32 protein-coding genes and 2 pseudogenes are annotated in these 26,523 nt (G+C 59.2%); 17 read left to right on the top strand and 17 right to left on the bottom strand.

Going from position 1 to position 26,523, the window contains the following annotated elements:
• Positions 1-101 precede the first annotated feature (101 nt).
• Both FQ192_RS33000 and FQ192_RS33005 read right to left on the bottom strand, forming a co-directional pair.
• The gene (locus FQ192_RS33000; protein WP_149662155.1) at positions 102-1,400 is read right to left on the bottom strand and encodes an ATP-binding protein; all 1,299 of its coding nucleotides are present in this window, start codon (positions 1,398-1,400) and stop codon (positions 102-104) included.
• Positions 1,397-2,137, bottom strand: coding sequence for a response regulator (locus FQ192_RS33005; protein WP_149662156.1), 741 nt, complete (start codon positions 2,135-2,137; stop codon positions 1,397-1,399). The genes FQ192_RS33000 and FQ192_RS33005 overlap by 4 nt, the downstream gene beginning before the upstream one ends.
• Positions 2,138-2,433: 296 nt before the next feature.
• Here FQ192_RS33005 and FQ192_RS33010 point away from each other — a divergent pair, with 296 nt between their 5' ends.
• The 3 genes from FQ192_RS33010 to FQ192_RS33020 all read left to right on the top strand — a co-directional run bounded on the left by FQ192_RS33010 (position 2,434) and on the right by FQ192_RS33020 (position 4,319).
• Positions 2,434-2,697, top strand: coding sequence for a DUF2790 domain-containing protein (locus tag FQ192_RS33010; RefSeq protein ID WP_149662157.1), 264 nt, complete (start codon positions 2,434-2,436; stop codon positions 2,695-2,697).
• Positions 2,698-2,736: 39 nt separating this feature from the next.
• Entirely contained in the window at positions 2,737-2,943 is a 207-nt protein-coding gene (locus FQ192_RS33015) for a hypothetical protein (protein WP_149662158.1), read from the top strand.
• 164 nt (positions 2,944-3,107) lie between these two features.
• A complete protein-coding gene (locus tag FQ192_RS33020; protein ID WP_149662159.1) occupies positions 3,108-4,319 on the top strand; it encodes a cytochrome c biogenesis protein DipZ in 1,212 nt (403 codons plus the stop codon).
• 17 nt (positions 4,320-4,336) lie between these two features.
• Here FQ192_RS33020 and FQ192_RS33025 read toward each other — a convergent pair whose 3' ends face one another.
• Positions 4,337-4,795: a GNAT family N-acetyltransferase gene (locus FQ192_RS33025; protein ID WP_149662160.1), complete on the bottom strand. Its 459-nt coding sequence runs from the start codon at positions 4,793-4,795 to the stop codon at positions 4,337-4,339.
• 41 nt (positions 4,796-4,836) lie between these two features.
• Positions 4,837-5,826 carry an AraC family transcriptional regulator gene (locus FQ192_RS33030; RefSeq protein ID WP_149662161.1) on the bottom strand — a complete coding sequence of 330 codons (990 nt, stop codon included), beginning with the start codon at positions 5,824-5,826 and terminating at the stop codon, positions 4,837-4,839.
• A gap of 182 nt (positions 5,827-6,008) precedes the next feature.
• Between FQ192_RS33030 and FQ192_RS33035 the strand changes: the two genes are divergently transcribed.
• Together FQ192_RS33035 and FQ192_RS33040 are read left to right on the top strand one after the other, a co-directional pair.
• On the top strand, positions 6,009-6,278 hold the full coding sequence (locus FQ192_RS33035; RefSeq protein WP_149662162.1) for a DUF4242 domain-containing protein: 270 nt from the start codon (positions 6,009-6,011) through the stop codon (positions 6,276-6,278).
• Positions 6,279-6,329: 51 nt separating this feature from the next.
• Entirely contained in the window at positions 6,330-7,142 is an 813-nt protein-coding gene (locus FQ192_RS33040) for a class I SAM-dependent methyltransferase (RefSeq protein ID WP_149662163.1), read from the top strand.
• Between the two features lie 102 nt (positions 7,143-7,244).
• Here the strand turns inward: FQ192_RS33040 and FQ192_RS33045 are convergent, their stop codons facing one another.
• The 5 genes from FQ192_RS33045 to FQ192_RS33065 all read right to left on the bottom strand — a co-directional run bounded on the left by FQ192_RS33045 (position 7,245) and on the right by FQ192_RS33065 (position 9,992).
• Positions 7,245-7,697: a GNAT family acetyltransferase gene (locus FQ192_RS33045; RefSeq protein WP_149662164.1), complete on the bottom strand. Its 453-nt coding sequence runs from the start codon at positions 7,695-7,697 to the stop codon at positions 7,245-7,247.
• Positions 7,698-7,866: 169 nt separating this feature from the next.
• On the bottom strand, positions 7,867-8,253 hold the full coding sequence (locus FQ192_RS33050) for a DUF488 domain-containing protein (RefSeq protein ID WP_149662165.1): 387 nt from the start codon (positions 8,251-8,253) through the stop codon (positions 7,867-7,869).
• Between the two features lie 6 nt (positions 8,254-8,259).
• Positions 8,260-8,982, bottom strand: a complete 723-nt coding sequence (pcsA, locus tag FQ192_RS33055; RefSeq protein ID WP_133835912.1) for a phosphatidylcholine synthase — start codon at positions 8,980-8,982, stop codon at positions 8,260-8,262.
• 191 nt (positions 8,983-9,173) lie between these two features.
• On the bottom strand, positions 9,174-9,599 hold the full coding sequence (locus tag FQ192_RS33060) for an N-acetyltransferase (protein WP_149662166.1): 426 nt from the start codon (positions 9,597-9,599) through the stop codon (positions 9,174-9,176).
• Positions 9,600-9,626: 27 nt separating this feature from the next.
• Entirely contained in the window at positions 9,627-9,992 is a 366-nt protein-coding gene (locus FQ192_RS33065) for a VOC family protein (RefSeq protein WP_149662167.1), read from the bottom strand.
• A gap of 175 nt (positions 9,993-10,167) precedes the next feature.
• Between FQ192_RS33065 and FQ192_RS33070 the strand changes: the two genes are divergently transcribed.
• The 3 genes from FQ192_RS33070 (at position 10,168) to FQ192_RS33080 (ending at position 12,680) form a co-directional block, all read left to right on the top strand.
• Positions 10,168-10,893, top strand: coding sequence for a tellurite resistance TerB family protein (locus FQ192_RS33070; protein ID WP_149662168.1), 726 nt, complete (start codon positions 10,168-10,170; stop codon positions 10,891-10,893).
• A 165-nt stretch (positions 10,894-11,058) separates the two neighbouring features.
• A complete protein-coding gene (locus FQ192_RS33075) occupies positions 11,059-12,186 on the top strand; it encodes a saccharopine dehydrogenase family protein (RefSeq protein ID WP_149662169.1) in 1,128 nt (375 codons plus the stop codon).
• 2 nt (positions 12,187-12,188) lie between these two features.
• Positions 12,189-12,680 (top strand): DUF2269 domain-containing protein, encoded by a 492-nt coding sequence (locus FQ192_RS33080; protein WP_149662170.1) that lies wholly within the window; start codon positions 12,189-12,191, stop codon positions 12,678-12,680.
• A gap of 66 nt (positions 12,681-12,746) precedes the next feature.
• Here the strand turns inward: FQ192_RS33080 and FQ192_RS33085 are convergent, their stop codons facing one another.
• From FQ192_RS33085 to FQ192_RS33100, 4 genes are all read right to left on the bottom strand, one after another.
• Positions 12,747-13,028 carry a hypothetical protein gene (locus tag FQ192_RS33085; protein ID WP_149662171.1) on the bottom strand — a complete coding sequence of 94 codons (282 nt, stop codon included), beginning with the start codon at positions 13,026-13,028 and terminating at the stop codon, positions 12,747-12,749.
• A gap of 135 nt (positions 13,029-13,163) precedes the next feature.
• Positions 13,164-13,838, bottom strand: coding sequence for a DUF3313 domain-containing protein (locus FQ192_RS33090; protein WP_149662172.1), 675 nt, complete (start codon positions 13,836-13,838; stop codon positions 13,164-13,166).
• A 97-nt stretch (positions 13,839-13,935) separates the two neighbouring features.
• Entirely contained in the window at positions 13,936-14,337 is a 402-nt protein-coding gene (locus tag FQ192_RS33095; RefSeq protein ID WP_149662173.1) for a hypothetical protein, read from the bottom strand.
• A 112-nt stretch (positions 14,338-14,449) separates the two neighbouring features.
• Positions 14,450-14,764, bottom strand: a complete 315-nt coding sequence (locus FQ192_RS33100) for a DUF2388 domain-containing protein (RefSeq protein WP_149662174.1) — start codon at positions 14,762-14,764, stop codon at positions 14,450-14,452.
• Between the two features lie 225 nt (positions 14,765-14,989).
• Between FQ192_RS33100 and FQ192_RS35250 the strand changes: the two are divergent.
• The 3 genes and pseudogenes from FQ192_RS35250 to FQ192_RS33110 all read left to right on the top strand — a co-directional run.
• Positions 14,990-15,745, top strand: a pseudogene (locus FQ192_RS35250) (MCP four helix bundle domain-containing protein); the annotation flags it as partial.
• 132 nt (positions 15,746-15,877) lie between these two features.
• A complete protein-coding gene (locus FQ192_RS35255) occupies positions 15,878-16,603 on the top strand; it encodes a methyl-accepting chemotaxis protein (protein WP_372242379.1) in 726 nt (241 codons plus the stop codon).
• 65 nt (positions 16,604-16,668) lie between these two features.
• Positions 16,669-17,334 (top strand): polysaccharide lyase family 7 protein, encoded by a 666-nt coding sequence (locus FQ192_RS33110; RefSeq protein ID WP_149662176.1) that lies wholly within the window; start codon positions 16,669-16,671, stop codon positions 17,332-17,334.
• 60 nt (positions 17,335-17,394) lie between these two features.
• Here the strand turns inward: FQ192_RS33110 and FQ192_RS33115 are convergent, their stop codons facing one another.
• Positions 17,395-17,826 carry a nuclear transport factor 2 family protein gene (locus tag FQ192_RS33115; RefSeq protein ID WP_149662177.1) on the bottom strand — a complete coding sequence of 144 codons (432 nt, stop codon included), beginning with the start codon at positions 17,824-17,826 and terminating at the stop codon, positions 17,395-17,397.
• Between the two features lie 181 nt (positions 17,827-18,007).
• Here FQ192_RS33115 and FQ192_RS33120 point away from each other — a divergent pair, with 181 nt between their 5' ends.
• From FQ192_RS33120 to FQ192_RS33130, 3 genes are read left to right on the top strand one after another with little or no spacing between them, the layout of a single operon-like run.
• Positions 18,008-18,229 (top strand): hypothetical protein, encoded by a 222-nt coding sequence (locus FQ192_RS33120; RefSeq protein ID WP_149662178.1) that lies wholly within the window; start codon positions 18,008-18,010, stop codon positions 18,227-18,229.
• A complete protein-coding gene (locus tag FQ192_RS33125) occupies positions 18,229-18,660 on the top strand; it encodes a DNA methylase (protein WP_149662179.1) in 432 nt (143 codons plus the stop codon). Before FQ192_RS33120 ends, FQ192_RS33125 begins: the two co-directional genes overlap by 1 nt.
• The gene (locus FQ192_RS33130; RefSeq protein ID WP_149662180.1) at positions 18,657-19,379 is read left to right on the top strand and encodes a DUF72 domain-containing protein; all 723 of its coding nucleotides are present in this window, start codon (positions 18,657-18,659) and stop codon (positions 19,377-19,379) included. Before FQ192_RS33125 ends, FQ192_RS33130 begins: the two co-directional genes overlap by 4 nt.
• A 32-nt stretch (positions 19,380-19,411) precedes the next feature.
• On the opposite strand, the gene FQ192_RS33135 is transcribed toward FQ192_RS33130, so the two are convergent.
• On the bottom strand, positions 19,412-19,843 hold the full coding sequence (locus FQ192_RS33135) for a lysozyme inhibitor LprI family protein (protein WP_149662181.1): 432 nt from the start codon (positions 19,841-19,843) through the stop codon (positions 19,412-19,414).
• Between the two features lie 464 nt (positions 19,844-20,307).
• On the opposite strand from FQ192_RS33135, the gene mqo reads away from it, so the two are divergent.
• From mqo to FQ192_RS33150, 3 genes are all read left to right on the top strand, one after another.
• On the top strand, positions 20,308-21,954 hold the full coding sequence (gene mqo / locus FQ192_RS33140) for a malate dehydrogenase (quinone) (RefSeq protein ID WP_149662182.1): 1,647 nt from the start codon (positions 20,308-20,310) through the stop codon (positions 21,952-21,954).
• A gap of 1,084 nt (positions 21,955-23,038) precedes the next feature.
• Positions 23,039-24,499, top strand: coding sequence for a DUF6861 domain-containing protein (locus FQ192_RS33145; protein ID WP_149662183.1), 1,461 nt, complete (start codon positions 23,039-23,041; stop codon positions 24,497-24,499).
• Positions 24,500-24,501: 2 nt separating this feature from the next.
• The gene (locus FQ192_RS33150) at positions 24,502-24,807 is read left to right on the top strand and encodes a hypothetical protein (RefSeq protein ID WP_149662184.1); all 306 of its coding nucleotides are present in this window, start codon (positions 24,502-24,504) and stop codon (positions 24,805-24,807) included.
• A 322-nt stretch (positions 24,808-25,129) separates the two neighbouring features.
• On the opposite strand, the pseudogene FQ192_RS33155 reads toward FQ192_RS33150, so the two are convergent.
• Both FQ192_RS33155 and FQ192_RS33160 read right to left on the bottom strand, forming a co-directional pair.
• A pseudogene (locus FQ192_RS33155) lies at positions 25,130-25,552 on the bottom strand (helix-turn-helix domain-containing protein); the annotation flags it as partial.
• A gap of 123 nt (positions 25,553-25,675) precedes the next feature.
• On the bottom strand, positions 25,676-26,221 hold the full coding sequence (locus FQ192_RS33160; RefSeq protein ID WP_149662185.1) for a GNAT family N-acetyltransferase: 546 nt from the start codon (positions 26,219-26,221) through the stop codon (positions 25,676-25,678).
• Between the last annotated feature and the right edge of the window lie 302 nt (positions 26,222-26,523).

A 26,523-nucleotide genomic window follows, 5' to 3' on the forward strand; every position in this document is an offset into this window, starting at 1 on the left:
AAGGCGGTGTGTCAGTCGACGAAGATGTTGCCTGACACGCCGCCTTCGCGGGCAAGCCTCGCTCCTACAGGGGGCGGTGTCGATGGCAGATTCTGGGAGGGTTACGCTGGCAACTTGAGCTCTGCGCACAGGCCACCGCCTTCACGGTTGCTCAAGGTCAACGATCCCCCGATCGCCAATGCCAGCTGCTGCGCAATCGCCAGTCCTAACCCGGTGCCGCCGGTGCTGCGGTTACGCGAGTTTTCCACGCGATAAAACGGCTCCATCACCTGGGCCAATTCCTCTTCGGCAATCCCCGGCCCACGGTCCATGACCTTCACCGACAAACCGCCATCGGTTTTTGCTTCGACCTGCAACTCCGCAGCCCCGGCGAATTTCAGGGCGTTGTCGGTCAGGTTCACCAGCACCCGGCGCAGGGCGTGGGGGCGGGTGTCGATCACGGCGGCGCTTTTGCCGCTCAGTTGCACGTCCTTGCCCATGTCCTGGTAGTCGAACACCAGGCTGTCGAGGAACGAATCCAGGTCGGTGCGCCGGCTCTCTTCGGTGGCGCCGTGGATGCTGCGGGCATAGGCCACGCCTTCGCGCACCAGGTGTTCCATCTCGCTCAAATCGTTCCAGAGTTTGTCCTTTTCGCTGGAATCGTCCATGAATTCGGCCCGCAGTTTCATGCGAGTGATCGGGGTCTGCAGGTCGTGGGAAATCGCCGCCAGCAGCTGCATGCGTTCTTTCAAATAAGCGGCAATCCGCGCCTGCATGGCATTGAACGCCATGGCGGCGTGGGCGACTTCGGTCGGGCCTTTTTCGTCCAGGTGCACGGCGTGGGTGTTGGGGTCCAGGGTTTCCACCGCCGTGGCGAGGCGGGTGAGGGGGCGGATCGCAATCCGCACAGCCAGCCAGGTGCAGGCGAGCATCAGCGCCAATTGCCCGAGCAACACGATGGGCAACCACGGCGACAACGGCACCATGGCCGGCCGCACATCGATGGTCACCGGGCTGCCGTCCGCCAGTTTCAGGTGCACCTGGAAGTGTTTCTGCGGGCCGGGGATGTCGGTCACGGTCATCGGGTAATCCTTGCCGATGGCGTTCTTGATCGAGGTTACCGCGATGGGCGTATCGCGCATGGCCGTACCGGGTGAACCGTCGTCCAGCAGATAGCGATAATTGCGCCGCTCCAGTTGCTTCAACCAGCCCGCCCGTTCTTCGGCCGGCAAGCGGTCGAGGATGGCGATGGAGGTCGAGACGTCAGTCTCCAAGTTACCGAGCATGGTGTTTTTCGCGCTTTCGTAACGCTCGTAGTATTGCGCGCCGAAGGACAGCGCTTGCGCGAGGATCAGGCCGATCAAGAAGATCAGCGACAACCGTGAGGCGAGGGTGCGCGGCCAGCGCAGGACGAGGTTCATGCGGGCGCTCCCTGGACTTCGACCGGCAGGGAAAACACATAACCCTCGCTGCGCACGGTCTTGATATAGGCCGGCTCCCGGGCATCGTCGAGCAGGCGCTGACGCAAACGGCTCACCAGCAAATCAATGGAGCGGTCGAACAGATCGGCGTCGCGGCCCTGGGTCAGGTTCAGCAACTGATCGCGATTGAGCACCCGTTGCGGATGATCAAGAAACACCCGCAGCAAGCGGTATTCCGCACCGCTGAGGGCGACCATGGTGCCGTCGCTGTCGAGCAGGTGCCGGGCCGAAGTGTCCAGGCGCCAGCGCCCGAAGGCCAGCAGACGCCCGCTTTCCGTGACCACCAGATTCGGCGGCAGCATCCGCGTGCGGCGCAGGACGGCGTTGATCCGCGCCAGCAATTCGCGGGCGGCGAACGGCTTGACCAGGTAATCGTCGGCGCCCATCTCCAGGCCGATGATGCGGTCGGTTTCGTCGTTGCGGGCGGTGAGCATCAGCACCGGCGTGGCCTTGTGTTTGCCGGCGCGCAACTCGCGACAGAGCATCAGCCCATCGTCGCCGGGCATCATGATGTCGAGCACGATCAGGTCCACCGGCGTGGATTCCAGAAACGAACGCATCTGCCGGCCATCCGCGACGACGGTGGTGCGCAGGCCATTCTTCTTCAGGTAATTGCCGACCAGCTCCCGAATCTCGCGGTCGTCGTCGACGATGAGAATGTGATCGACATGTTCCATGGGGCCAAACCTCTAACAGTGGGGGATGTCGCGCAGTCTATCGAGCCTTGGCCCGTTCGCCCGCTGCCCTTTGTATTGCAGTGTATCTGGCCTGTCGACGGATACACGCAGACGCAAAAACGTGATTTTTTCGGGGTTTTGTATCGCTGTGTATCCGGCGGCGGCTTTGATACGTAACGAGTGACTCAGGGGTTTTTCCGACACAGACGGGATACCTCGCAGGCTTCTAATAGGTTCCATCGAGGCACACCAACCCGCCTCGAACCACCCAACATTGAAGCCTTGAGGACACCGTCATGAACACCAAAGCCATTTACGCCGCTTGCCTGTTTGCCGCCCTGAACATCTGCACCTTGTCGGCCCGCGCCGAAGCCGATGTGACCCCGAAAACCTATACCTACGGCACCCATCTGGACATCCAGAAAGTCGTGTCGATGACACAGGACGCCACACCTTCCTGCGGGATTGTGAATGCCCGGCTGACCTACCTCGATTCCCAGGGCAAGACCCAGGCGCTGGACTACAGCAAGTTTTCCGATGACTGCCACGACGGTAACTGAGCCGCTCGCTCAATCCCACTTTGAAACAGGAAGAACCTCATGAACAACGTGACTCGCTATCTGACCGCCATTGCCTTCTCCGCCGCCGGCGCTGCGGCCCATGCCAATGCTGCGGTTGAAAAGAACGCCTGTGGCAGTGCCACTTGCTTTCAACTGACACCACTGGAGAAGGGCGCTGCTGCCCTGGCGGAGAACGGCGCCAGCCGCACGCCCCAGGGGCAGTCGCTGGAGCGCCAGACGGTTTGACTGCGGATCCCCGTGCGCCCCAACCCCCTGTAGGAGCGAAGCTTGCTCGCGAAGAGGCTGGCACATCCAACATCAATGTCGCCTGACACACCGCTTTCGCGAGCAAGCTTCGCTCCTACAGGGATCGTGTGGTTTTCGTTTATCACCTTTTCAGGAGTTCCCCCATGTTTCTCATCGCATTCCTGGGCGGCATTTTGACCGTCCTCAGCCCCTGCATCCTGCCGGTCGTGCCGTTCCTGTTTGCCGGCGTCGAGCGCAGCCGCTCTTCAATCCTGCTCACCCTCGGCGGCATGGTCCTGACCTTCGCCCTGATTTCCAGCCTGGCCGTGGTCAGCAGCGAATGGGTGGTGCAGGCCAACAACACCGGTCGCCATGTGGCGCTGTTCGTGATGGTGCTGTTTGCCCTGTCGCTGATTTCCGCCCGCATCGGCGGCTGGCTGGCGCGGCCGTTCGTGTTGCTGGGCAATCGCCTCGACCCGAACACCCGCAAAATGTCCGGCCCGCTCAGCTCGCTGATGATCGGCGTGGCCACCGGTTTGCTCTGGGCGCCATGCGCCGGGCCGATCCTCGGCGTGATCCTCACTGGCGCCATGCTGCAAGGTGCCAATGCGCAAACCAGTCTGTTGCTGGTGGCGTACGGCCTGGGCAGCGCTTTGTCCCTGGGCACGTTGATCTTCGCCGGTCGCGGCTTGGTCAATCGCTTGAAAGCGTCGATTCCGGTCACTGGTTGGTTGCGGCGTGGCGCAGGTGTTGCCGTGCTGGCAGCGGCGGTGGTGATCTCTACCGGTGCCGACAAAACCCTGCTGGCCGGCACCTCGTCCGAAGGCGTGAGTAGCCTTGAGAAAGGCGTGCTGGAAACCGTGCCAAAAGTGGTCGACTACTTCGTGAGCAAGGTCAAGGCCGATACGTCCATGGACAACGCCAAAGGCGCCATGCCCTCGCTCAACGGCGCGGTGGAGTGGCTGAACTCGCCGGCCCTGACCAGCGAATCGCTGAAAGGCAAAGTGGTGCTGATCGACTTCTGGACCTACGACTGCATCAACTGCCAGCACACCTTGCCGTACGTGAAGGACTGGGCGAAGAAATACGAGAAGGACGGCCTGGTGGTGATCGGCGTGCACACCCCGGAATACGGCTTTGAACGCATCATCGATAACGTCAAGGATCAGGTGAAGAAACTCGGCATCACCTACCCGGTGGCCATCGACAACAACTACGCGATCTGGCGCAACTTCGACAACCAGTACTGGCCCGCCCACTACCTGATCGACGCCAAGGGCCAGGTGCGTTACACCCACTTTGGCGAGGGTCGCTATGACACTCAGGAACAGATGATCCAGCAGTTGCTGCAAGAGGCCAAGGCGCCCGCGGCGTGATGCGTTAACTCAATGGCTCACAGGTCTCGCACCATGAGCCATTGTTGTTGGTCCCAGGCCTGGAAATTCTCCAGCAGCGTCCAGCCACGTTTGGCGTAGTAGTCGTGCTTGTCCTGGGTGTGCAGGTACATGCGCGCCACACCCTTGGCTTTCGCCTCAGCGCAAATCCCTTCGATCAAGCGTTCCGCCAGGCCTTGGCCCCGGGCGTCCGGGTCGACGAAGACACACGCCAGCCATGGCCCGAGATCCGGTCGATGGGCCAGATCGGCCCTGGCCAGCGCCGCACCGCCCAACAGTTGATCCCCCTCCAGGGCAATCAGGCATTGCCAGTCGCCATTGCCTTGACCCTCAGCAAACTCCCGCTGCCAATCGGCCAGGGGCTGCGAGGCGTATTCGTAATGGAATTGGCGATGAATCCACCCGGCGAAGGTATCGCTGTGGTGCGGGTGATGGGCGAGCCAGTCCAGGCGGGGCATGAGTGAATCCTTTCGTAGAGGGTGCGCCATAAGAGCCGATTTCAGGGCGGACAGGCAATCCCGGGTTTTGCATCCACCTCGGCCTGATGGCGTCGCCATGCCGCTGGCGGTGCCCCGAACTCGCGGCGAAAGGCGCGGCTGAACGCGGTGTCGGTCTGATAACCGACTTCCTCGGCAATCCGCGCCAATGAGGTGTTGCTGCGGCGTAACAGGTTGGCGGCCAGCAACATCCGCCATTGGGTCAGGTACTGCATCGGCGAGCTGCCCACCAATTGCTGGAAACGCTCGGCGAGGACCGATCTTGAGGTGCAGGCGGTGCGCGCCAGTTCTTCCAGGGTCCAGCAATGACCGGGGTTCTTGTGCAGGGCGTTGAGGGCGCCGCCGACAATCCGATCGCCGACGCCCGCCAGCCAACCGGTGCGACCTTCGGCGTGTTCGTTCATGTACAGGCGCAACACCTCGATAAACAGCACCTCGGCCAGTTTCGCCAGCACGCCTTCGCCGCCAGGCCTTGGCGATCGCGCTTCGGCCAGGGCGTAGCGCACCGATGATTCGAGCCACATCCCGGCATTCGAACCGCGCACATTGACCCGGATCACCGCCGGCAACCCCGTCAGCAGCATGCCCGCCAACCGCGTATCGCACGCCAGGTAACCGCAGACCAGACGCGTGACCGCGCCGCCACCGCCATAGCTCAATTGCCGCGGACGCCGCGCCAGCACCACGTCCAGCCGCGCACCGCTGGCTGGTGGAATGCCCGGTGTCGAGCACATGCGATGGGCATCGCCCTGGGGGAACACCGCCACGTCGCCGGCGTTCAGCAGCAGCGGCGGATCATTGCCCAACTCGACGTAACACTCGCCTTCGGTAATCAGATGGAAGATCACCACCCGCTCGGCGCCGGGCTCCAGAAACGGTGCGGCGGTATCGGCACTCGGCGACTGGTAGCACCAGGGCGCGGTGAACCGGGCGTTGATGAAAATCGCGCCAACCAGGTGGACCACACGCAGGGTTTGCGAGAGGGCGTCCATGGTGATTTCTCGTGGGGACGGATGCTGTTAAGTGTGAGCCCGTCGCCGCGCGGCGTGAAACCTCCGGACGATCGGGCAAGGTTGGCCGACGATCGGGCAGGACGCCGGCCCGCGTCAGCGCGATATTGGATGCACGGGGTCACTGCCGGCCCTGTACCGATAACAAGAAAAGAGAGGTTGCCATGCCGAAGTACGTCATCGAACGGGAAATTCCGGGTGCCGGAGCACTGTCGGATCGGGATCTGAAAGCCATCTCGCAAAAGTCCTGCCGGGTCTTGCGCGATATACCTGAAGTGCAATGGCTGCAGAGTTACGTCACCGGCGACAAGATCTATTGCGTGTACATCGCGCCGAACGAAGAACTCATCCGGGAACATGCCAGGCAGGGCGGTTTTCCGGCCAACAGCGTTTCACAGGTCATGAACATCATTGATCCCACCACGGCGGAGTAGTTTTCCGTCAGCGCCTGGACTGTGTTTTAACCCGCGAGGGAGCCACACTTCATGAGTACACCCATTGATCTTACTGCCCTGAAAAACCGTCAGATGGCCGCCTGGGCCAGTGGCGATTACGCCGTGATCGGCACCACTTTGCAGATTGTCGGCGAGCAACTGGCCGAAGCCTGTGACCTGCTGTGCGACGAACAGGTGCTGGACGTCGCCGCCGGCAACGGCAATGTCACGCTGGCGGCGGCCCGTCGCGGCTGCAACGTCACCTCCACCGACTATGTCGCGGCGCTGCTCGAACGCGGTGAAGACCGCGCCAGGGCCGAAAGGCTGGAGGTGATTTTCCAGGTGGCGGACGCCGAAGCGCTGCCGTTCGAGGATGCGAGTTACGACGCCGTACTCTCGACTTTCGGCGTGATGTTCGCGCCGGACCAGGCCAAGGCCGCCGCTGAACTGGCGCGGGTCGTTCGCCCCGGTGGGCGCATCGGCCTGGCCAACTGGACGCCGGAAGGCTTTGTCGGGCAGATGTTCAAGACCCTTGGCCGCCACCTGCCGCCACCGCCCGGCGCCCAACCGCCATCGAACTGGGGCAATGAAGCCTGGTTGCACACCCACTTCGATGACCACGACTTCCTGACCCAGGTGACACGCCGGACCTTCAACTTCCGCTACCGCTCGGCCGCGCACTTCATCGACACCTTCCGCAGCTGGTATGGGCCAGTGCACAAGGCGTTCGCGGCGCTGCCGGTCGACGGCGCCATGGCGCTGGAAAGGGACTTCACCGAGTTGCTGAACCGGATGAATCGGGCGGGTGAGGGGACGCTGGTGGTGCCGAGTGAATACCTGGAGGTGGTGATCACCCGGCGTTAACGTCAACGTAGGAGCTGGCGAAGGCTGCGATCTCTTGATCTTTTTTGGATGCGTTGAAGATCAAGAGCAAAAGATCGCAGCGTTCGGCAGCTCCGGGGGCAGTCAGTTTCTGAGAGGTGTGGCCACCGGGATGTTCGCTTCCACCTGCTTGCCCATGCTGATGCGCGGCTCCACCGCGTAGCCCAGCGACTCATAGAAACTCCTCACGCTTTCATTGGCGCTGACGATCTGCAGATTGATCTTCATGCAGCCGCGAGCCGTCAGCGCCTGTTCGGCGTGACGCACCAACCGGGCGCCCAGCCCTTGCCTGCGCTGTGCCGGATGCACCGCCACCGAATACAGCCAGCCCCGATGACCGTCGTATCCCGCCAGCACTGTGCCGACGACCCTGTCGTTCGCCTGCGCCACAAAAAACAACCCGTCGGCGATGGCCAGTTTCTTGTCGATCACCAGGCTTGGGGTGTTGTGCGCGGTTTCGTAGCCGAACGCGGTTTCCCAGAGTTCGATGACCGAGGTGCGGTGGTGTTCGTTGGTGTAAGCGACAATCTGCGTCATGGTCAGTCCTTTGAATGAGAGGGCAGACGCTATCGTCATGGGCGATGTTCTGTCCACTCCCCTGTAGGAGCAAAGCTTGCTCGCGATGGCGTCCTCGCAGTCACTTTGATGTAACTGTGCCGACGCTATCGCGAGCAAGCTTTGCTCCTACGGGGGGAATGGTGGTGAATCAGGTGATTTGGGCGCCCCGGGCTTGCAGCAACTCGCGCAGGACCGAACGGTGGCAATGCGCCTCATCCTCGCAGTAACACCCCACCGCCAGCGCTGTTTGATGGGACAGCGCCGCCAGCAAATCCAGCAGGTGACTGGGCGCGGGCTGGTTCATTTCGGTCTTGAACTTGCGCTTGAAGGTGTCCCAGGCCTTGGCGTCTTGCGCCGCCTGGGCTTGGGCAACCAGTTCCGGACTGGGGGACAGCAGGGGCTGCCAGACATCATAAAAATCACGGCTGGCAAACTCGGCTTTCGGCACACCGCGAGGCGGGCGGCGTACCGTGCCGATGCGCAGGCCTTCATCGGGCATGCGCGGTGAGCCGAGCCTGACGATGCTAATGGCCATGGACGGTTACTTGTGCCGTGAGCTGTCGAACCACTCCATTGCCGTGCGCCAGATGCAGATGCCCAGGAAGTACGCCGACATCAGCAGCCAAAGCCCCATCACCATCGGATTGATCACCGGGTGATTGACCACCAGCGACAGACTGCACAGCAGCCAGATGGCCGTGACGGCGATGTTGATTGGCATGAACTTGCGCACGCGGAACGGGTGCAGGAACTTCATCCGGGTCACGGTCAGCAGGGCCAGGCCGATGACGGTGAGCAGCGTGACCCACGGCGACGGGCCGATGATGTACAGGCACAACGCGACCACGTTCCACGCGGCGGGGAAGCCCTGGAAGTAGTTGTCCTTGCTTTTCATGTTGACGTTGCAGAAGCAGAACAGCGATGAGACCAGGATCAGCGACACGGTCAGTAGCAGCGTGTAGTCCGGCAACGGAATGTAGCGATAGATGAACAGTGCCGGGATGAACACGTAGGTCAGGTAGTCGATGACCAGGTCGAGGATCGAGCCGTCGAAACTCGGCAGCACCGATTGCACGTTGACCTTGCGTGCCAGTGCACCGTCGAGGCCGTCGACGATCAGCGCCACGCCCAGCCACAGCAGGCAATGGGTGGCCTGGTTTTCCAGCAGGGCGAGGGTGGCCAGAAAGGCCGTGACCACGCCAGTCGCGGTAAAGCCATGGGCGCCCCATGCTTTGAGCCTGGCAATGTGTAAGGTCGATATCACGGGGGCGTTCTCCAAAAAGTGAAGCAAGCCAGTCAGCACCCTTCTATTGGGGGCGTCGGCAAACCGGGTCGGGTTGCAGGTATCGACCGGGAATCCGGGGATAAGGTTCACCACCTATGAATCTTAGCTGTGCTGTGGGAAAAAAACTTCGGTTAAATCTGCATGGCTGAAGACGGGACGATGAGGCGGGCTTACAACACTTTGCTCATGAACACCCGGCTGGTGCCCTCCGGCAGGCATGGCACCTCGCCAAATCGCTGCCAGCCCTGCTTCTCGTAAAATGCCGGGGCTTGAAAACTCAAGGTGTAGAGCACCGCCGAGCGACAGCCGCGCCGGCGGCCTTCGTCTTCATAGGCGTTGAGCAGTCGAGCGCCCAGCCCGGAGCCGCGTAGCGCCTCGGGCAAGTAGAACAAATCGAGAAACAGCAGGCCCAGCGACGTGCGCCCGGTAATCCCGCCCAGCACCTGTTGGGTGCCAGGGTCGCGAACGGTCACCGTCAGGGCCTGCCAGTCGCTGATCCCGGTGGCCTGATCATTGAAGGCGCTGAGTCCGGCGCTGAGCAGTTGCTCGACGTCGGGGTCGATCACGTCGCTGACGACAATTTGATGCTGATCCATGCGGGGGAGAATCCTCTGGGTGACGGGTTAACGAGGGTAGAACACTCGCAGCCGATGATCATCGGGGTCAAGCGCGACGAAGGTGCGGCCGAAATCCAGTTCGGTCGGTGGTTGCAGGATGCTCAGGCCCAGGCTCGACCATTGGCCGAACAGCGCGTCGACCTCTTCAGCAGACTCCACCGGGAAGGCCAGCTCCATGCCACCACCGGTCATTCCTGCCACCGGTTCGGCGGTGTGCCGCGACCAGAGCCCCAGTTTGTAGCCGTCTTCCAGCACAAACAGGGCGAAGGTCGGGGATTCTTCCACGGGTTTGCGGCCCAGCAGGAATTCATAGAACCGTGCACTGACGGCAGGGTTTTCGACGAAAAGTAGCCAATAACGCGGTGTGATCATGGGACTGCTCCAAAGGACGTGGCACGCAGCATAAAAGGCAGCACTGTCAGTTCCTGTCAGGAGCGTGAGCCCTCGGGTGTTGCGCCTGTCCACGTCGGCCCGACAGGGTTGGCGCAATGGCCGGCGAGGGCTATCGTTGCCTGACTGAGCCACACCCATAAGAGAGGTCGTCGTCATGAACACCAGCGATTTGCTCGAACAACTTTTGCGGGCCGGCCAAGGCTCGATGTCGCAGCAGGGCGGCGGTGCCGCGCCATCCCAGGCAGGCCTCGGCGGTCTTGGCGGATTACTCGGCGGCCTGTTGGGCGGTGGCGCCGCTTCAGGTGCCGGCGGTGGCGGGTTGGGTGGCTTGCTCGGTGGTTTGCTGGGCGGTGGCTCGGCCTTGGGCGGCTCGACCCGGACCCGTTCTTCGGGCGGCACCAACTACGCGGCGCTGGCGTCCCTCGGGATGATGGCGTTCCAGGCCTATCAAGCCTGGCAGCGCAGCCAGGCCTCGGCGCCGCAACAGGCGCCGCGCACCGTGGACCTGCTGGCCGGCCCTGAAGTCGAAGACCATAGCCACGCGGTGCTGCGCGCCTTGATCGCCGCCGCCAAGGCCGATGGCCGGATCGATGACAGCGAGAAACAGATGATCAGCAGCGAAATCGGCCGCCACACCGATGATCCGCAACTGCAGCAATGGCTCGACGATGAAGTCGCCCGCCCCTTGGACGCCGCCGATGTGGCCCGATCAGCCACAGACCCGGCCATCGCCGCGGAAATGTACCTGGCCAGCGTGATGGTGGTGGACGATCAGCAAGACGCCGAGCGCAGTTATCTGGATGAACTGGCGGCGGCGCTGAAGATTGAGCCCGAGTTGCAGGTGCATCTGGAGCAACAGGCCAAGGGTGGGGCGGTGTAGCGTCTTTCGTAAATCCTGTGGTGAGAGAGCTTTCTGTGGCATGAGGGCTTTCTGTGGCGAGGGAGCAAGCTCCCTCGCCACAGGTTATGAACAAATCGTTCCTCGTGGGTCATTCGATCCCTTAGAATCGCGCCTCGGTCGAGAAACGGTTCAGGGAAGCAGTAAATGACACTCAAGGTATTGGTGATCGGTGGTTACGGAAACTTCGGCAGCATCGTGTGCCGGCATTTGGCGGTGATGCCGGGCATCGATCTAGTGATTTCCGGGCGTGACCCGCGCAAGTTGTCGGCCAAGGTCGACGCGTTGCAAGCCCAGTCCGGCAAATCTTGCGAAGGCTGGTGCGGTGATGCCATGGGCGCCGGTTTCAAGTCCGCCCTGGTATCGCTGGGCATTCAACTGGTCATCCACACCGGCGGCCCATTCCAGGGCCAATCCTATGCCGTGGCTGAAGCGTGCATCGACGCCGGGGTCAATTACTGCGATCTCTCGGACTGCCGCACCTTCGTCAACGCCATCGGCGTGCTGGATGCCCGCGCAAAAAGTGCCGGCGTGGCGGTCCTTAGTGGCTGCAGCTCGGTACCGACGCTGTCGTCAGCCATCATTGATCAGCACCGCTCGCGGTTCAAACGTATCGATTTGATCGAGCACGGCATTTCCTCTTCGGCCAAGATGCCCGGGCTGTCTACGATCACCGGGGTGCTGGCCTACGCCGGCAAACCGATCAAACAGCTCAAGAACGGCCAGGTGCACGAAGTGTTCGGTTGGCAGGACCTGACCCTGCGCAAGATGCCGCAAATGGGCACGCGGGTATTGGCCAATGTCGACGTGCCGGACATGGACATCTTCGCCAGCCGCTACGGCGCGCAGACCTTGCGGTTCAAGGCCGGCGCGGGGCTCAAGCTCGGCAATGTGGCGACCTTCCTGCTGGCCCAGGCCCTGCGCACCGGGCTGGTTCGCGACCACGAGCGCTGGGCCGCGCGTCTGCATCGGTGGGGCTGCGGGTTCGAGCGGTTTGGCGATGGCAAGAGCGCGATGTACATCGACGTCGTGGGCCTCGGCATGGACGACAAGCCGTTGTCCCTGACCGTGCAACTCACGGCGTTCAACGACAAGGGGCCGGAGATCCCCAGCTGCGCCGCCGTCGCCCTGGCCGCGAAAATGCTCCAGGGCTACGTGCCCGCACCCGGCGCGCGGCCGTGTGTTGGTGAAATCAGCGTCGATGAGTACATGGCCGCCATCAACGACCCGGACAATCTGCACATGTCCGTGGTGTTTTCCGACGGGCAGGGCTGAACATGCTCTACCTCGGCCTCAAATACGCCCACATCATCGCGGCGATTTTCCTGTTCGGCTTCGGCATGGGCTCCTACCTCTATTTGATCGCCGCCAGCCGCACGGCCAACCCGTTGGTCATCGCTCATGTGGCGCGGATGGTGGTGTGGTTCGACACCTGGATCACCACGCCGGCCGGTTTCCTGCAAATCATCACCGGGTACGGTTTGGTGAAACTCAGCGGTTTACCGCTGACTACGGAATGGGTCCTGACGGCGCTGGTGATCTTCCTGTGCACGGGGGCGCTGTGGCTGCCGGTGCTGGTGCTGCAAAAGCGTTTGCAGGTGCTGGCGATGAGCGCGGTCGAGACCGGGCAGGGGTTGGCGGTCGAGTTCGACGCGGTCTACCGCAAGTGGTTCTGGATGGGGGTGTTGGGCTTTCTCGGGATGTTCGTGATTGTGCTGATCATGGTGACGCGCATGACGCCGGGGCAGTGGCTTGAAATGTTGAGTTAAGAACACCGCCAACCCCCTGTAGGAGCCGCCTTCGGCAGCTCCTGCAGGAACGTGTCAGGTGACTTTTTATTGATCGCCCTTGGTGTTGTTCTGGATATCCTGCAGGGCTTGTGTGGTCAGCGAGATGCAGTCTTTTTTGCCTTCCTCGGTGCCTTTGGCCTGTGCTTTCTCGGCCTGTTCTACGGCATCCTTGATGTTGTCTTGCAAATCGGCACTCTGTGCTTCGGTGCTGACTTGAGCATCCTTGATTTTCTGCAGATTGACCGCGCACAGGTCGTCCGCAGCAAATACCGAAGGTGCCAGCAGTGCAGCGGCGACGAACAATCCAGCAAGTGCAGAACGCTTCATGGAAATCTCCTTAATCGAAAGTTCGGTGCCGTTGCTGATGAGCTGTAGCACCGAGGCAATCAGGCCCTGAAAACAGGGCCTGGAAAATGACTATAGCTAAGCGTGGCAAAAAGGCCGGTGACGCTTACCCGCGTGTCAACGAATGAACGCCTGCAAGTCAGCCGTCAGCTTGTTGATCGCCGCTTTGAAGTCATTGGTGGTGATCTTCTGGCTTGAGTTCTTCAACTGCTCACCGAACACTTTGCGCACCACTTTGGCCATGATCTGGTTGTTGCTGGCGTCTACCAACTCGGCTTCCAGAAACAGTGTGGTGTCCTGGCTGCGATGGCCGGAAGCCGCACTCACTCCGCCCACCACGGCGGCGACCGGGACCACTTCGTACCATTGCATGCCTTCATTGGAGGCCGTGACCCCCGTGATCGCCGCCCGCAGGACCAGGGTTTTCGACCCTGCCGGGGCTTTTTTGGCGCTGGATACGACGCGGTACTTCTGGCCCAGCACACCCTTGGCGCTATTGGTCATGTAGGTCTGCAATTCTTCCAGGGTGCGCTGGTCGACCCGTTCGTTGGGTTTTGGCTTCGGATAGAGTTCCAGCTTCATGAACGCCACGGTGTCGTAGGCGTTGGGATTCCATGACGGGCTGACCCAGCGCATGGCTTTCTCGCCGCTGGTGGTGGTCACTTCCTGGAGGTTGTTGTAGTTGGGCAGGAAGCCCGAGTACTGCTCCTTATCGGTGACTTTGGAGGTACAACCGCCCAGCAACAGGCTGGCCAGCGCGGCGCCGATAAACACGTTTCGGGACAGGTTCATGGTGGTGGGTGCTCCGTGGGGGAACGCGTTATGTGTCGATAACGGTAGTTCAAAAAACACGGGAGCATGGGGCAGGTGACTGCGTCAGGCCGGATACTCAGGCATCACGCAGCAAGTCGTTGGCGTTGAGCAGCTCGTAGGCAATCTCCGGGCGTTTTTCCAGGCTGCGGCGAATGGCGGCGGGGATCGCGGCGCGGGTCTTGCGGCACAGGCCCGGCAGTTCTTCGATCTGAATGCCGATCCCGCGCATGGTCCGCACCTCGTTGAAGCTGGGGATCAATTCCACGCGAATGCCCAAGCGCTCGTGCATCAGCTGTTGCAGGTGTGCAAGGTCGGCGAGGTCTTTGAGGTTTTCCAGGCGTTCGAGCAGGCGCTTCTCTTCCTGGCGGGTCAGGAACAGGATGCGCACATCCGCGCCGGGGGTTTCCAGCAACGGGTCACGCCCGCAGATGCAGGCGCCGGGAGGGCAGGGTGAGCGGATCGGGGCCGGGGTCGTCATGGCCTCAATCATAGAGGCCCGCGAACGGTTTTGCCCAGCGTGTTCAAGCGAGGTTCAAGGGCAGGCGTTCATGCAAGCCTGCCCTTGTTACTCACGCGGGTGAACATCGATATCAGTGAGCGGCTGGCCCCTCGTACTGCACGAGGATCGCGTTGGCCAGGTCTTCGTCGGTGGCGTTGAGGCCTGGGTTGTCCTGGCGGATCTGCTGCAACACCGCCTCCATGTAGACCCCGCGGATCGCGCCGTTACTGGCGACAAACGCAGAGACGTCATCCCGGGCCGGAATCACCATTTTGTGGTCTTTGAACGTCGAATACAGCGAAGCGGAAACCCCTGCCGAAGTCGCGACATCCTTGCCGCTTACGGCCAGGGCAGACCCGATGGGCAGGCACAACATCAGTGAAGTAATGAGTAACATGCGGCGCATGGCGTCGTCCTCCAACAGCGTAAAGCGAAAAGGAAGTAACACATTACTTAGGAGGTGCGGCGAGGCTCAGGAGTTCCGTGGCACCCGGCAAATGGCCACATGCTTCGGGCTCTGCCACCGGTCTTAAACCGACGGGCTCACGGAAATAGGCTTAAATAACCACAGGATGGGGTCGATAACCTCTTCAGAGTCGTCTTTCGCAGCGTCCAACAGGGGAACAACAAAGTGTCCATAAAACTCCGGTTACTTCTGTTGATGGGGACGGGCCTGCTCACGGCATTGATCATGAGCCTGGTCAGTTACCTGGGGAACGCCCAGATGGCCCAGGCCGTGAACGACAGCGAAGTCAGCATGGCGGCGCTGCGCAATCACCTCGAAGCCGACATGATGCATGACGCCCTGCGCGCCGACGTACTCTCGGCGATGCTGGTGGGCTTGGGCAAAAGCACCAGCAGCAAGGACGAGGTGCGCAGTTCCATCGAGGAGCACGCGACGCGTTTTCGGGAGGTGCTGGGTGAAAACCTCAAGCTGCCGGTCAACGCCACCATCATGGCGGGGCTGAACAAGGTCAAGCCGAGCCTCGATACCTACATCAGTGCCGCCGAACGCATTGTCGCGGTCGCACTGGAAAATCCTGAGGCCGCGCAGCAGCAAATCGGTTCGTTCAACGGTGTGTTCACGCAACTCGAAGGCGAGATGTCGGCGCTGAGCGAGTTGATCGAGACCAACACTCAACAAGCCAGCCAAGGTACGCAGCAAGCCATCAGCCACGCCAACATCGCCCTCGGCAGTGTCCTCGCGGCCAGCCTGTTGTTGCTGCTGGCCCAGGGTCGTTGGGTGATCCTGAGCATCATGGCGCCGTTGCGCTCGGCCATTCGCATCGCCGACAGCATCGCCCATGGTAGCCTCAGCGAACCGATCATCGAACCTACCGGCAACGACGAAGCCAGCAGCCTGATCCGCACCCTGGCAACCATGCAGCGCGACCTGCGCGGCATGATCGAAGTGGTGCGCAGCAACGCCCACGGCGTCAGCGGCATGAGCCAGCAATTGAGCAACGGTTGCCACGAAGTCGCCGGCAGCAGCCAGCAGCAAAGCGTCGCCGCCAGCACCATGGCGGCAGCGGCCAGCGAAATGACCGCCAGCATCGAAGAAATCACCCGCCACGCCAACCGCGCGCTGGACATGGCCAACCAGGCCGAAGAACTGGCCAAGGACGGCGGCAAGGTGATCCATCAGGTGGTCAGCGACATGGACGGCATCGCCCGTTCGGCGCAGCAGTCGGCCCAAGTGATTCGCACGCTGGACAAGGAGTCCGAGGGGATTTTCAGCATCATCCAGGTGATCAAGGGCATCGCCGACCAGACCAACCTGTTGGCGCTGAACGCCGCGATCGAGGCGGCGCGGGCCGGTGAACAGGGCCGTGGTTTCGCCGTGGTCGCCGATGAAGTCCGCAGCCTGGCGGGCCGCACCAGCGCGTCCACCCAGGAAATCGCGGCCATGGTCGCGCGCATCCAGCAAAGCACCCGCGAAGCCGTCACCAGCATGGAGGCCGGCGTGGCCCAGGTCGACAAAGGCATGGCCGTGACTGCCGACGTCGAACGCGCCATCCGCGAGATTCTCGAAGCGACGCTGAACACCACGCAACAGGTCAACGACATCAGCCGCACCATCGGCGAACAAAGCCTGGCCAGTAACGAAATCGCGCATCAGGTGGAAATGATCGCCGGCATGTCCGAAGACAACAGCAAAGTCATCGGCCGCACGGCGTCGACCACGGATGAGTTGTCGTCGCTGGCGGGGCAGTTGTCGCAGTCGGTGGATCGCTTCAGGCTTTAAACCTTTCCTTGCTGGGCAACAGACCTGAGTGCTGTAGGGTACTGTCGCCCCCAAGGAGAGTTGAAATGATTGATTTGGCCACCTGGAACCTGACGATCCCTGTAGGGACGCCCGCCAAAGTCATCGATACGCCGCGACTGGTGGATGGCTATTCCGACAACTATTTTCGCTCCGGCGACTCGCTTTTTTTCTGGGCGCCGGTCACCGGGTCCAGCACGTCGAAATCCGAATTCCCTCGCAGCGAATTGCGCGAAACCCTGAGCGACGGGACCTTGCGCAACTGGACCTATCCCGAAGCCGATCACCGCCTCAAGGCCGTGTTGAAGGTCAATCAAGTGCCTTCAACCGGTCGGATCGTGATCGGGCAAATCCATATCTACCAAGACAAAGGCCCGCTGCTGAAAGTGGAGTATCAATACGATGCAGCCACCAAAAAGGGCAATGTGATTGCCAACTATCGGCTGAAGCCGGGCAGGGAAGACATCACCGTCGTGATTGCCAGAGACATTGCGCTGGGCAAGCCATTTTCGTATGAGGTGCGCTTCAGTTCTGCCGGTTATTTGAATGTCAGTTCGCAAGGGTACAGCTGGGGCAAACAAATCAGCTCTAGCTGGAAGAACAAGCTGCTGTACTTCAAAGCCGGGGTTTATGCGTTGGATAACGCCGGCTATAAAAATGAAGGGGGGCAGGTGACGTTCAGCCAACTGGACGTGGCGCATACCAGGCCCTGAGCTGCGGAAATAATGCTGTGGCGAGGAAGCCAGCTCCCCTCGCCACACGTGACTCGGCGTTTAGATACGAAACGCCTGACGCCCCACCAACAACCATTTCCCATGCTGTTTCTGCCAGATCTGCAGGTTCTCGATCTCGGTCGGCACCACTTCCGTGCCGTTGAGCGCCTGCGCCGAGAAGTGGTTACGCACCAGCGCGGTATCGCCTGACAGAGTGATGGTCTGCTTCTGCATCTCCAGGGTCTTGAAGGCACTTTTGCCGGTTTCGATATCGGCGATAAAGGCGGCCTTGTCCTGGACCTTGCCGCTGGAATGGCCGTAGCTCAGGTTGCTCGCCGTCAGCTTTTGCAGCTCGGGAATGTCCTTGTGCAGCATGGCCTGGGTCAGGTGGTCGACGGCTTGCGCCACGTCGTTCTCGGCGGTAGCCGGGGCGGCGGCGACGTAGCCGCTGAAGAGGCAGAGAAAACCGATCAGCAATTTGGCGTTTTGCATGGGTATTTCCTTGTTGTTGTGGGGGATCGAGACTGAGCTATTTGTCAGTCGTCGTACAACTTAGCAGAAATTTTGCCGGGCAAACAACCAGCGCTTTTGGCCGACCTGCCATTGGTCGGGCGCGAGGAACGGCCCCCCAGCGCGGTCCTTCCAAGGGGAAACGACCTTTGGGAACCCAACCATGAACGATGACGCGAAGCGAGAAGCCTTGGCCGCCTGGTACAAGCTGCTCAGGCAACCCGGATTCCGTATGGACAGTGAAGAGCACTACGACGAGCTGCTGAAGGCTGCCGATGAGATGGAGCGCCTGGAGCTGATCAATGACGCGGAATGGCGCGTGCTGGTGCGCGAGGCGGGCGTCGCCTTTGCCAATTCGATTCAAGGTGTCGGCGGTGGAACCTGATGAGCAAAGCGATCAGCGCCCGCGACCTGGGCATCCACCTGAAGAAAGGCGATGAAGGCGCCTTGTTCAAATGGCTTGTCGCCAGCTTCCTGATGGGCAAACGCATCCAGGCAGACATCGCCGCCCAGGCGTATCGCGTGATTGTTGAAAAACACAGCCGCGACACTGCGCGCAAACTGGCCGCCTGTACCCACAAAGAGCTGGTGGCCATGCTCGGCGAGGCCCATTACGTGCGCTACGACGAAACCACGGCCGAGCGCCTGCGTCACTTGGGTAAAAAGCTCAGCGATGAATACGCCGGTAAAATCGGCGCCATTCAGAGCGCCAGCGAAGACCGCCAGGCCTTCGAAAAGCGCCTCGACGCCTTCGAAGGGGTAGGGCCGAAAACCATCGAAATCTTTATGCGTGACGCGGCGGCGGTGCTCTATTGAGTCCGCTCTACATCGGCTGCGCGGGTTGGACGCTGCCCCGGGAATACTGGCCGCTGTTTCCCGACACCGGCACCCATCTGCAACGCTACGCGACGCAACTGCCGGCCGTAGAAATCAACAGCTCGTTCTATCGCCCGCATCAACCTCAAACCTATTTGCGCTGGGCGCAATCGGTGCCCTCGGCGTTTCGATTTTCGGTCAAGCTGCCCAAGCTCATTACCCATGTGCAGCGCTTGCAACACTGCGAGGGCTTGCTCGACGAGTTTCTTGCCCAGTGCCTGAAACTGGGTGAAAAGCTGGGTTGTCTGTTGATCCAGTTGCCGCCGTCGCTGGCCTATGACGCCACGGTAGCCAGCGAATTTTTCCGCATCCTGCGGCAACGTTATGCAGGCACCGTGGTGCTCGAACCCCGCCATGAAACCTGGCGCGCGGCCAGCGGTTTACTGATCGAACACCGCATCGGGCGGGTCGCCGCCGATCCCTCGCCGATCACCGGCGGCACCACGCCGGGTGGCTGGTCCGGGGTGCGTTATTGGCGCCTGCATGGTTCGCCACGGATTTACTACAGCGACTATGACGTGGGCCGATTGCAGGTGTTGGCCCAGCGGATGCGCAGTTCGATGGAAGAGGGGACTGAGACCTGGTGCGTTTTTGATAACACGGCGAGCGGGTTTGCGTTGGGGAATGCGTTGAGTTTGCGGGCGTTGCTGGAACCGTGAGTTTGATGGTACGAGCCCAGTCTGCGATTGACTCAAGGCGCGCCCACCAATCCATTCAAATACTCAACCCGCTGTTGCGTCTGCTCCAGCAGGCAGAAGGTATGGATAGAGCCAAAACCACTGCCTTCCCTTGATTCGTAAGTCTCGAAGTCGCAACTGGCATCGCGTAATGCAATCCAGGCCAACTGAGCCTTTTTCAGCATCTGATCCTGGGTGGGGGGCTTCCCGGAAATACCATTGTCTTTGTACCGCGCGATCAATGTTTTGTAAGCCGTATTCAGCGCCCGGTCGGATGCTTTGAGTTTCTGCTGTAGGCAATCGTACATCTCGCCTTCATCGGTGGCGGCAGGGCAGATGTTGCTGGCTTGCGCGGTGGGGCATAGCGCGAAAAGCAGGGCTGGGACAAGCAATGAGCGGAGGCGGTGAATCGTTTTCGGCTCAATGCCGGGGTGCAGGCCATCCATGGTTCATCGTTCTCAGGTGTGTGGGGGGCGTCACTTTAACGGTCTGGTGCTGTTTGTAGCGAATTCGTTGGTGCGCGCGGTATTGCCAGCCTCAGGGATGCCACGTTTTTGCCCATCTCCGCCGATACATCCAGACACAGACCCGGACCACCAAGTCGCGAACAGACGCGCGGGTTTGCTATGTCGTGATATTCTTCGCGCCAACTTGCTTTGACCCATTCCGTTCGCGCGCCCTTGAGGCGCGCAAACAGGATCAATGTCGCTCAAGTAGCTGAAGCCAATAATGATAAGAAGTCAGTTCAGTAGGGACATATAAACTGAGGTCGATGGACACGTCGGCCTTGTGTGCCCACCCTCCAATCCTGATGTGCGGGAACCCGCGACATGCTGCCTGCATGGCGTGAACCAGGGGCCTTCGCGGTTGGGATGGAAGGGCGGATGGCGTTTTATCATAGGTGCTACAGATGCTTAAGAAACTCAACACGGCCCTGCTGGGGCTGGCTTTGTCGATGGGGATCACGTCCGTTCACGCGGAAGAGGCAAAGAAAGTCGATGTGCTGCTGATTGGCGGCGGCATCATGAGCGCGACCCTGGGCGTGTGGCTCAACGAGCTGCAACCGGACTTGTCGATGGAAATGGTCGAGCGCCTCGACGGCGTCGCCCTGGAAAGCTCCAACGGCTGGAACAACGCCGGTACCGGTCACTCGGCACTTGCTGAGCTGAACTACACCCCGGAAGACGAAAACGGCAAAGTGTCGATCCCGAAAGCCGTTGAAATCAACGAAGCGTTCCAGATCTCCCGCCAGTTCTGGTCGTGGCAGGTTCAGCAAGGCGTCCTGAAGAACCCGCGTTCGTTCATCAACTCCACACCGCACATGAGCTTCGTGTGGGGCGATGACAACATCAAGTTCCTGAAAAAACGCTACGAAGCCCTGCAAGCGAGCCCGCTGTTCGCCGGCATGCAGTACTCCGAAGACCCGGCTGTGATCAAGAAGTGGGTTCCGCTGATGATGGAAGGGCGTGACCCGAACCAGAAAGTCGCGGCCACCTGGACCCCGATCGGCACCGACGTCAACTTCGGCGAAATCACCCGCCAGTTCGTCGCGCACCTGCAAACCACACCAAAGTTCGACTTGAAACTGTCCAGCGAAGTGCAGGACATCACCAAGAACGAAGACGGCACCTGGCGCGTCAGCTACAAAAACCTGAAAGACGGCACCAAATCCGAAACCGACGCCAAATTCGTCTTCATCGGCGCGGGCGGCGGTGCATTGCACTTGCTGCAGAAGTCCGGCATTCCTGAAGCCAAGGAATACGCAGGCTTCCCGGTAGGCGGCTCGTTCCTCGTGACCGAAAACCCGACCATTGCCGAGCAACACCTGGCCAAGGCCTACGGCAAAGCTTCCGTCGGCGCACCGCCAATGTCCGTTCCGCACCTGGACACCCGCGTCCTGGACGGCAAACGCGTCATCCTGTTTGGCCCATTCGCGACCTTCAGCACCAAGTTCCTCAAAGAAGGCTCGTACCTGGACCTGCTGACCAGCACCACCACCCACAACATCTGGCCGATGACCAAAGTCGGCATCAAGGAATACCCGCTGGTCGAGTACCTTGCCGGCCAACTCATGCTGTCCGACGAAGACCGCCTGAACGCCCTGAAAGAATACTTCCCGAACGCCAAAGCCGAAGACTGGCGCCTGTGGCAAGCCGGCCAACGCGTGCAAATCATCAAACGTGATGAAGCTGCCGGTGGCGTGCTGAAACTGGGTACCGAAATCGTGGCTTCCGAAGACGGCACCATCGCCGGCCTGCTGGGCGCGTCGCCAGGCGCATCGACCGCTGCACCGATCATGCTGACCGTGCTGCAAAAGGTCTTCAAGGATCAGGTTGCATCCCCGGCCTGGCAGGAGAAGCTGCACCAGATCGTGCCGAGCTATGGCACTCAGTTGAATGGTAGTCCTGAGAAGGTTGCTGAGGAGTGGGCTTACACGGCGAAGGTGTTGCAACTGACTCCGCCGCCGGCGATTCCTCAGGCTGCGGCTCCGGTTGCTGCGCCGGCTGAACCTGCGAAGGCTCCGAAGGCTAATGCTGCTAGTGATATGGCTTTGTAAGTAGAAGCTGAATCGAAAAGCCCACTGGACCGGTGACGGTTAGTGGGCTTTTTTGTGGGCGGGATTTGAGGGGGGTATTGCTAGCTTGTTGTATTGAGTGTTTTTTCAGTGCTTTTTTATTGGTTTGCTACAGATAACTGTTGATCCAAAGCGGGCGCTCGAAAAGCACAGGAATTTGTTTGGGTTTTGACGTCAGTCGTAGCACGGTTCAGCAGGTCAGCTACCAAGACGATCGAGTCCTCGCCGCACTGAGCCCATCGCTAACCCCAGACAACCTGAGTGAGGAGCTGCAACAACAGTTGCTGCGCACCAAGTCCGGAGGATGGCGGTAGGAGGAAGAGTACCGCCGATTCGTGAGCTTGAATGATGCATCCGCTGAGGGGCCGCTTCATTTCTGGCCAATCAGTAGCGATATTCAACTAGCGGAGGTGATCCTCGGGCCACTATGCGGGGAGCCTCTCGGATCGGTAAGACAGAAGGTTAAACAGTATTTTCCCAACGTAGCTGTATTCAAGTCCAGACTGGCATTCCAGTCCTTCAAAATCGTGCCTGACGCGCGTACGGTGTTGCCGCTGATGCGATTTTGACTTAGGCTGCCGGAATTGATTGACCTACCCAAATACTCAGCGAACGAAGTCTTTGCGCTGGATTTCATAGGCCGTATATAGGTCATTCAACATCAGCCACCTGGGACAAAATCATATCAGCGCCAACACCTGAGAGGCAGAAAGGAGACACCGGGGAGCTGTGCCGTATCAACCGCAACGACGATCCTCGGACGATAGCGCTTATCTTGAGGCGTTCCCAACATAGGCGATCTGTCTTAATTGCGAAGCTCGAGGAGAATGCGCCAGCTGGGAGATATCCAAGCGTGACGACAAGTTAAGTGGAGACTCGACTTTGTAGTGGCGTATTGTCACCATTGCAGTCTGTTTTGTAGATGAGAAAAATGAGCTCATCCTGAAATTCAGCTCAAAGATTCAGGTTTGATAGGGCGACATGCGTAAAGCTCAGCTCACGTCAATGCGTGGTCACGTAAGACATCGGTGCAAGCCTCCTTCAATCCAGGGACAGTGATGTGTAAATGGATCTTTTAGCCAATATTCCAAGCTGGGATGACATCGAGCGAAACCTCGACTATAAATTCAACACGCTGAATCAAGGCTACAGCGATGGGCTGCAGAGCGCCCACGATAGCTGGAATGGCTTCACCCGACGCGTCAATATCACCGCGACTCAAACTTACGGATTCATGGGCGGCAACCGCATTGACTCGGTGAAAACGGCGATGAGGCTTTCCTACCCCATCATCGAGTCAAATCTCAAGCGTAAGTGGGCGTCCATCGAGATTGAACAAATCCTCCCGGTGCTCCTGCAACTGGTCAAAGAAGTGGCGATGATTTTGGGCGGCAGCGTTGCGGTCGGGACAGTCGCTGGCGGCGTCGCCGGGGCGTTCTTCTTTGGTGTGGGCGCTGTGCCCGTAGCAGCAGCTGGCGCGGGCATCGGTCTGCAGGTCGGCAATCTGATCCTAATGGCGCTGGGCCTCTCATCTATCGCTGAATATTTCTATAAAGGTCTGCCTGCTTGCCTTTCTACCTTGCAGGAAGGCTTCGCCACTGCCTGGCACGCTGATGAAGGGCTGAAACCCGAGGGCCTCGATCCTACCGGTGGTTCGGCATACGTAATCCAGGAGCGCATTGATCGCGGAGCTCGACAACTGGCCAAAGGTCAGGAGCAACTCGTGCTGCTGCTCTTCACTGCCATCGTGACTTATATGACGCGTGGGCAGGTCAAGGCAGGCCTCATGGGCAGCATGGATAGCATCGCAGCGCGCAGTGCCAAGCTTCAGTCCGAGATTTCGAACAAGCAGTTTGCGAATTGGTTGGCGCGAAATGAGCGGAGGCTTTTGGCTCAGCCTGAGCTGCGGGTTGATGAGCCTGCGCCTCTGGCTAAGGCTGAACCCGAGCCCATGCGAGAGTACTACGCTAAGCAAGATCCAGAGTTTGTATCGGTAGAGCAGCAGATTAAAGAATTTCGTACATTTAAAACAATGGGTGCTAAAAAAGGTGAGATAGATGCTTATCTTGCTACACCAGAAGGGCAGGCTTATTATGATGCTCTCGCAAGGTCAGCGCCCAATGCTTCTAGTGAGACTCTTTATAACCGAGCATTAGGGCAACTTGCCTCTGGCAAAACTCTGCCGACTGTAAAGATCATAGATGAGCCCTTGGTAAAAATAGTTGCTGAAGGAGGAGACTATCCAGCGTACTCACCTTATTTTACAACGCGCAAGGAGTTAATGAAGGCCTCAGAGTCTGATAAGACCCTAGCTGATTTTTTTGGGCTTCCTTTGGAAAGCGAAGGTTTAACGTATAGTATATATGAAATAAAGCCATTAAAACCTACCAGCGTTTATGTCAGCGAAATAGCTCCAACAAGTGAATTGGGAGGTTTGGTTGAGCGTTCTTCTGAAGCAATACAACATATAGTACCTAACCGTGGGGATTGGGCTCCGGCTGTTAAAATTGGGACCATAGGGAACTAAAGATGAATATAGATAAAATTGAAATTTCAGCAAAAATTTTAGAAGAAAAGTTAAAAGAGTATGCAGGTAAAGACGTTCAAGCTGCACGTCTTTATGATGATCTAAAGCCATTGCTGGAGCTGGCAAAGTCGAGAAAGATATTATCCCCTTTAGAGGTGGGAGAGGTTCCAGGGCGCTATCGTTTTACTGAAAATGGGCTTCAAAAATACAGTGACTTAGAGCATGTATATGCTGTATTTTCAATTGAAATTACAGGTGGGGAGCCCCCGATCCTTAAGGTGCTTAATGCAAGGCGGAATCGGGATTAGTTGGTTTAAACAAGAGCGTATGAGTAACTCATCAATTGATTCGTTATAGTTAGGCTGTCAGTTTTTTTTGCCTGTTGCTCGCTATTTATCGCTATGTGTTGTCTGCTTTAAATTCAAGCTCTAAGGGCCTCTACGCTATAGGCGGTGGACTCTGAAATGTTGGTAGAGCTAAGAACCTCCCCAACCCCTCCAAACAGCCATGTATTTGCCTTAGGCTCTAAATAAAAATCGATTAGCGAGAAAATATATCGCCGATTGAAGCCATCCCTTTTTCCCCTCCAGGCATTCCAGTTTTGCCATTCTTTACGAGATCGAATGAAGATTCCACGATTCGTACTTGCATGATGATAGTCCTGGAAAAGTGAGGGATGGCGAACACCGCATGCCAGACCTGCCAGTTCGGCGCCTTCCTGAACGCACTCGGCGTCATACCGACCGCTCGCTTGAACGCCCTGCAAAATGCCTCGGGACTGTCGAAACCGGCACCGAGTGCCGCCTCCAGTACCGAGTGATCCGCAGCGGCGGCCAAGCGATGGGCAGCGCGTCGTAGCCGCATCAGTTGCACATAACGTGAAACCGGCACGCCCACGAACGCGGTGAATTGGCGATGGAAGTGAAACGTCGAAAAATTCGCCACATGACTCAACGTCTTCACCGACAGATCACCTTCGAGATTCTCATCAATGTAGGCGAGTACGGCGTTGAAGCGCTTTGTGTAAGCGACGTTGATCGGCGTGTCAGACACTGGGACAAGCTCCTGGAAGTAGGGTTGGCAATAGAGTCGACTATAGCGACGGGAGCATGCCTAGCCGGGTTTGCTCAACGCAGGTGTTGGGTTGGAACATCCATAGATGAGTGTCCGCCCCTTTCACCCCCGCGACGTCTTCCATTGAGCGTGCGTAAGTCCGTAACACTTCGCCAAGGCAGGCGCGGCGGATATTTTCAGTTCGGCGTCATACAAGTGCACCGCACCCAACTTCATCGTGGCCGTTTGCGAACGAATGTTCGTAGTCGCTATGTGGGAATAGACGATGTCGTAAGCCATGAATGCATGCTCCAGCATCAACTGCTTAAGCTCTCGGTTGGAATGGCCACCCCACTTCGCACGCACCAGAAATGTAAAACCGATGGCAATGCTGTTCGGTAGATCCGGCGGCGTGTAGTAGCTTGATGTGCCAACGATATCCCCCGAGGCAATATCAATGACAGCGAGCGCCTTCTTCGTGGCGAGTAGAGAGGTGAAGTACGCCTCGAACACCTCGCGTTTATAGCGATCCCTGGCGGGATGGTCGCCCCAGATGTCTGGATCAGCCGCGGCCTGAAACATACCTTCAAAATCACTGTCTGCCAGAGGTTTAAGCCTCAGGGTGCTTCCGCACAGATCGGGTTGGCAGTCGAAGTCGGGGGCGGACATGGGTTTCTTTCCGATTGGCCAAGGGCTTGGAGCCAGTGTAGAGCGGCAGTTTGATAAAGAAAGATCCAATGTGACGGGTAATGATGGAACCATCGGTGTAGGAACGGGGACGGATTTATTTTCCGAGTAACAGCTGGCTGTGCGGTTTTAGATCGTTAGCTGCCCTTCCTGAAAGGTAAGCGATCCATCGCCTACACATTCAAAGCCGCCAGTTGAAGCCTGATGCTGTGCTCCCGATTTCCATCAGGAGCCAGCAATCATGATGCGCCCCGACGCTAAAGTTGAAAAAGTTTATCTGTACC

This window comes from Pseudomonas sp. ANT_J12 (genome assembly GCF_008370045.1).
GTDB lineage: Bacteria > Pseudomonadota > Gammaproteobacteria > Pseudomonadales > Pseudomonadaceae > Aquipseudomonas.